We start from the raw sequence: 5,676 nt of genomic DNA on the forward strand, positions 1-5,676 counted from the left end.
TCGGGCGGAAGCTCGCCCTCGGCGGCGGCGCGCTCCAGCCGCTCGCGCAAGGTCTCCTCGCTCAGCGAGCGTCGCGCGATGAGCTCCTGCCGGATCGCGTCGCTGCCTTCGCCGCCGCACACCGCGCTGTTGACGCCGAGGCAGCCGGGCGGATGCATCGGGTCGGTCAGCACGTCGGCGTAGCCCTTGAGCAGCTTCTCGATGGTGGAGCGGACGCTGGGCTCCGCGAGCGCATGCGCCACGAAGCACATGTGGTTCTGCTCGTAGCGGTCGAGCACCTTACGGAACAGCTCTTCCTTGTTGCCGTAGGTGGCGTAGAGGCTGGGCCGCGTGATGCCCATCGCCTCGGTCAGCTCGGTGAGAGAAGCGCCCTCATAACCGTGCCGCCAGAACACCTGAAGCGCAGCGCACAACGCCTCGTCGACGTCGAATTCCTTGGGCCTGCCCATGGTGGCGACTGATCCGTCCGCATTCTGTACCGACCGATATAGTGTTACGGGCGGTCTGTGTCGAGGTTGTGGTTGGGGTGCGTCGCCGGGGTGCGGTTCGACATGGCGGCCGCGATCACCTGGACGATCTCGCCCTGCGCGAAAGGCTTCGCGAGCTTCGGCAGCGAGATGTCGACGTTCTCCGAAAGCTCCGCGTAGCCGGAGGTGAGGATGATCGGCAGGTCCGGCCGCTCGACGCGGATCGCCCGGGCGAGCTCGACGCCGGTCATCTGCGGCATCGCGTGGTCGGTGATCACGAAGTCGATGGAGGGCTCGCGTCGCAGCGTCGCCAGCGCCTCGTCGCCGGACGCCGCCGGGAACACGGTGAAGCCCAGATCCTCCAGCATCGCGGTCGTATTCACCAGCACCAGCGGATCGTCGTCGACGGCGAGCGCCACGAAGCGGTGGAGGTCGTCGCTCGACTGCGCCGCGTCCCTGCGCGCCGCGAACGCGCCCGCCAGCGCAGGCGTCTCAGAGACCGGCATCCAGAGTTCGACCGTGGTCCCTTCGCCCAGCTGGCTCTTGAGCGTCATGCGGCCGCCAAGCTGCTCCATCGTGCCGTGCACCATGGAGAGGCCGAGGCCGGTGCCCTTGCCGACGCCCTTGGTGGTGAAGAAGGGCTCGACCGCCCGGGCCACGGTGGCTTCGTCCATCCCCACGCCGGTGTCGGAGACCGCAAGGCGCACATATCGGCCGGGCTTCAGGCCGTCGGGGGCGTCGGCGATCTCGACAGGCTGCGCCTCGATCACGATCGCTCCGCCGTCCGGCATCGCGTCGCGCGCGTTCACGACAAGGTTGAGCAAGGTGAGCTCGAGCTGGTTGGCGTCCGCCTGCACGGCGTCGAGAGCGCCGGGGAAGCGCGTCTCGAGCGTCACCGTCGGGCCGAGCGAGCGCATCAGCAGGTCCATCATGCTGCGGACGAGCTCGGGAACGTCGACGGCGGTCAGCGTCAGCTCCTGCCGCCGCGCGAAAGCCAGCATGCGCTGCGTCAGCGAGGCCCCGCGCCGGGCGCCCTGCAGGGCGTTCTCGATCAGCCGGCCGGTGCGGGCGTCGGAGGGCGTATGTTTGCGCAGCATCTCGAGGCTGCCGATGATCACCATCAGCAGGTTGTTGAAGTCGTGCGCGACGCCGCCGGTCAGCTGGCCGATCGCCTCCATCTTCTGCGCCTGGAAGAACGCCTCGCGGACCTGCTCCAGCTCGCGCTGCGCGTCGCGGCGCTCGGTGATGTCGCGGGTGACCTTGGCGAAGCCGATGAGCTTGCCGGCGTCGTCGCGGATCGCGTCGATGACGATATTCGCCCAGAAGCGGGTGCCGTCCTTGCGGACGCGCCAGCCCTCCTTCTCGAACCGGCCCTCTCGCGCCGCGACGCCGAGTCCGCGGGCGGGTTCTCCCGCGGCGGCGTCTTCCTCCGTGTAGAAGCGCGAGAAATGCTGGCCGATGATCTCGTCGGGCCGGTAGCCCTTGATGCGCTGGGCGCCCGCGTTCCAGCTCGCGATCCGCCCCTCGGCGTCCAGCATGTAGATCGCGTAGTCGGTGACGCTCTGCACCAGAAGCCGGAACTGCTCCTCGCTGCGCTCCAGCACGGCCGCCGCCTGCAGGCGCTCGCTGAGGTCTCGCGTGATCTTGGCGAAGCCGATCAGTTCGCCCGCATCGTCCCGGACGGGGTCGATGACGACATGCGCCCAGAACCGCTCGCCGTCCTTGCGGACGCGCCAGCCTTCCGCCTCGAAACGGCCGTCGCGCGCCGCAATCTCCAGCGCGCGCTCCGGCGCGCCGGCCCGGCGGTCCTCGTCGGTGTAGAACAGGGAGAAGTGCTTGCCGAGAATCTCGCCCGGAGCGTAGCCCTTGATCCGCGCGGCGCCCGAATTCCAGCTGGAGACGTAGCCGGCCCGGTCCACCATGTAGATCGCGTAGTCGGTCACCGCCTCGACGAGCAGCCGATAGCGCTTCTCCTCAGCCTGTGCCTCGCCAACCCGCTCTTGATGCGCCATCACGTCCCTTCACGGGATCGCTCCCGCGTCCCCGCCGTTCATCCGCCCCCCTGCCCGAAGTTGCAAGGCGCTTATGAGCGCAGAGGCCCGGTTTCAGCGCCGGGCGATCACTTCTCCACGAAGGCCTTCTCGATCACGAAGTGGCCGGCCTCGCCGTGGTTGCCCTCCTGGTAGCCGCCCTCGATCAGCAGCGCGCGCGTATCGCGGATCATCTCGGGGCTGCCGCACAGCATGAAGCGGTCGCGCTCCTTCGACATCATCGGCAGCCCGACATCCGAGAACAGCCGGCCCGAGCGCATCAGGTCAGTGATCCGCCCGGTGTTGCGGAACGGCTCGCGCGTGACGGTCGGGTAATAGACGAGCCCGGCCGAGATCATCTCGCCAAGGTGCTCGTCCTTCGGAAGCCCTTGCGTGATCGTGTCCCCATAGGCGAGCTCGGCCACCTGCCGCACGCCGTGCAGCAGGACCACCTTCTCGAACCGCTCGTAGGTCTCGGGGTCCTTGATGATCGACAGGAAGGGCGCGAGCCCCGTGCCGGTGCCGAGCAGATAGAGGTTCTGCCCCGCCATCAGATTGTCCAGCACCAGCGTGCCGGTCGGCTTCTTGCCGATCAGGATCGGGTCGCCGACCTTGAGATGCTGCAGGCGCGACGTCAGCGGCCCGTCCGGCACCTTGATCGAGAAGAACTCGAGCTCCTCGTCATAGTTCGCGCTCACCACCGAATAGGCCCGCGTCAGCGGCCGGCCCTCGACCTCGAGCCCGATCATCGTGAACTCGCCATTGCGGAAGCGGAACGACGGGTCGCGCGTCGTGCGGAACGAAAACAGCGTCTCCGTCCAGTGATGCACATGCGTCACGCGCTCTTCCAGATACTTGCTCATCGTCCCGTCTTTCCCGAAGAGGCCGCTCCGCCCGCCGACCCGCAGCAACCGGGTCAAGCCGTCCCGCTCGACGCGGCCTGAGCCGTCGCGGCAACCTCCACCTGTCTGCGCTTGAGGGGATTTTGCCGGATCGACATAAGCGATCCGGGCGTGGATTTCCACCGTGCCTGCAGCCCTTTGGGGTGCCGCTGGCGAAGATCGCCTATGCGGCGGGCTGGGCGCTCGCCGGGGCCGCGGCGCCGGTGCGCTGGGCCGTCGCCTTCAGGATCGCCGTGACCGTGTCGAAGTCCGCCGGGCGCGCGAAATGATAGCCCTGCGCCAGCCGGCATCCGAGGGCGTTGAGCTGTTTCGCCTGCAGCGGGGTCTCCACGCCCTCGGCCACGATCTTCATGCCGAGCTTGCGCGCGATATCAACCAGCCCCTCGACCACCGCGACGCTCGCCGACCCGGACCTCAGGTCGGAGACGAAGGACCGGTCGATCTTGATGACGTCGACCGGGAAGGTGACCAGATGGGTGAGGGAGGCGTAGCCCGTGCCAAAGTCGTCGAGCGCCACCAGGAGGCCGCGCGCGCGCAGCCCCTTCACGGCCTGGGCAACGGTCTGGTCGCTGTCGCCCATATAGACCGACTCCGTCACCTCCAGGATGACGTGCCTGAGCGGCACGCCGAAACGCTCGAACGTCGTGGCGATGCGTTGCTCCAGGTCGCCGCGCTGGAAATCGCCGGTGGTGACGTTGATCCCGACATGCTGGAACGGGATGCCGGCGTTCAGCCATGCGCGCACGTCGCGGGCCACCGCCTCCAGCATCCGCTCGGTGAGGCGAGCCGCGGCCGTGGGATCCGACATCGCCTGGTGGAACCGGGCCGCCGGCAGGATCTCGCCCTCCGGGGTGCGGATCCGGCACAGCGCCTCCAGGCCGACCGTCTCGCCGGTCTCGAGGCCGACGATCGGCTGGTAGTGCGCCTGGAGCCGGTTCTCGTCCAGCGCCGAGGTGAGCTCATGGATCGCGCGGAAGCGCTGCGTGATGGTGGTGCTCAGGTCCGGGCAGTAGCGCAGATAGCCGCCGCGGGCCTTCTCCTTCGCGTCATAGAGCGCGAAGTCGGCGTTCTGCCGGAGCGCATCCACCGTCGAGCCGTCGCGGTCGAAGACCGCCGCGCCGAGCGTGACGGTCGGTTGCAGCGCGCGGCCGCGGCAGATCGCCGGCAGCTTCATCGCCTGCAGGATCTCCTGGGCGATCTCCTCGATCCGCAGATCGGCGTCCGGCCCGCTATAGATCGCCGCGAACTCGTCTCCGCCCAGCCGGTAGCCGACCCCAGGCCCGACGCTGCGCGCGATCCTTGCGCCGACTTCGCGGATCAGATCGTCGCCGCCGGCGTGGCCCAGCGTGTCGTTGACGATCTTGAGGCGGTCCACGTCGATCAGCAGGACGCCGAACGAGTTAGGCGCCGCGAGCTCCGCCTGCTGGAGCGCGAGGTTGAAGCTGACGCGGTTCGCAAGCCCGGTCAGGCTGTCGAAATAGGCGAGCCTGCGGTTTACGAGTTCGGCCTCGTGCCGCTCCAGCGCGATGGCGCAGAGGTTGACGCAGGCCTCGACGATCCGTCGCTCCATCGCGTCGGGCCCGCGCGGCAGCCGGTAGTAGAACGCGAACGTCCCCAGCACCCGGCCGGTATTCCCGAAGATCGGCGTGGACCAGCACGCGACGAGCCCGAGCGGCAGCACCAGGTCGCGATAGTTCTCCCAGAGCGGATCGTTTCGGATGTCGGTGACAGTGACCGGGGCCTTGAGGAAGGCGGCGGTCCCGCAGGAGCCGACCTGCGGCCCGATCTTCAGGCCGTCGAGGGCGTCCGAATAGACCTGCGGCAGACTTGGCCCGGCGAGCGGATGGATCGCGCCTTCGCAATCGATCGTAAGCACGGAGCAGATGCAACCAGGCGCGAGGATCTCGGCCTCGGTGCAAATGCGCTCAGCCGTCCGCGCCAGAGGCGCGCCGCGAGCGACCATCTCCAGGATTACGTTTTGAAGCTGTACGATCAACATCCGCTTCGTCGCCGCCCCGCCGCACTCTTCTTACGGCGTGCTGCCTGAACCGCAGGTGCATCTCTTGCGGTAAATTTTAGGCGAATGCGGTTTTGCGGATGGCGGTGGCCGGGCGGAGCCCCCGGGTCGTGGCTTCGCGCCCGCGGAACCCCGGCGGGCGCTGCCAGTCAGCTAAATGACGGGCAAGAACACCATGGCAGCTCGAGCCGCAGTCTTGTATGTGATCGGACTGCTCATGGCTGTTTCCGCGGCGACGCCAGCGTCGGCGCAGTCTAGTG

At 68.2% G+C, this 5,676-nt stretch carries 4 protein-coding genes; all 4 read right to left on the reverse strand.

The window, feature by feature from the left end; genetic code table 11:
- Window positions 1–449: TetR/AcrR family transcriptional regulator (locus ACIKT0_RS12030; RefSeq protein WP_407105570.1), on the reverse strand; the 449-nt coding region annotated here is incomplete at its 3' end.
- A gap of 44 nt (window positions 450–493) precedes the next feature.
- Window positions 494–2,479 carry a hybrid sensor histidine kinase/response regulator gene (locus ACIKT0_RS12035; protein WP_407105571.1) on the reverse strand — a complete coding sequence of 662 codons (1,986 nt, stop codon included), beginning with the start codon at window positions 2,477–2,479 and terminating at the stop codon, window positions 494–496.
- 107 nt (window positions 2,480–2,586) lie between these two features.
- Window positions 2,587–3,360 (reverse strand): ferredoxin--NADP reductase, encoded by a 774-nt coding sequence (locus ACIKT0_RS12040; protein WP_407105572.1) that lies wholly within the window; start codon window positions 3,358–3,360, stop codon window positions 2,587–2,589.
- Window positions 3,361–3,562: 202 nt separating this feature from the next.
- On the reverse strand, window positions 3,563–5,395 hold the full coding sequence (locus ACIKT0_RS12045) for a sensor domain-containing phosphodiesterase (protein WP_407105573.1): 1,833 nt from the start codon (window positions 5,393–5,395) through the stop codon (window positions 3,563–3,565).
- Window positions 5,396–5,676 lie beyond the last annotated feature (281 nt).

Source organism: Hansschlegelia beijingensis, from assembly GCF_045505405.1.
GTDB classification, from domain to species: Bacteria; Pseudomonadota; Alphaproteobacteria; order Rhizobiales; family Methylopilaceae; genus Methylopila; species Methylopila beijingensis_A.

What these genes read in the sequence shown, in the direction of transcription:
- ACIKT0_RS12035 (WP_407105571.1), bottom strand. Translation starts at nt 2,479, where the DNA reads ATGGCGCATCAAGAGCGGGTTGGCGAGGCACAGGCTGAGGAGAAGCGC.
- ACIKT0_RS12040 (WP_407105572.1), bottom strand. Translation starts at nt 3,360, where the DNA reads ATGAGCAAGTATCTGGAAGAGCGCGTGACGCATGTGCATCACTGGACG.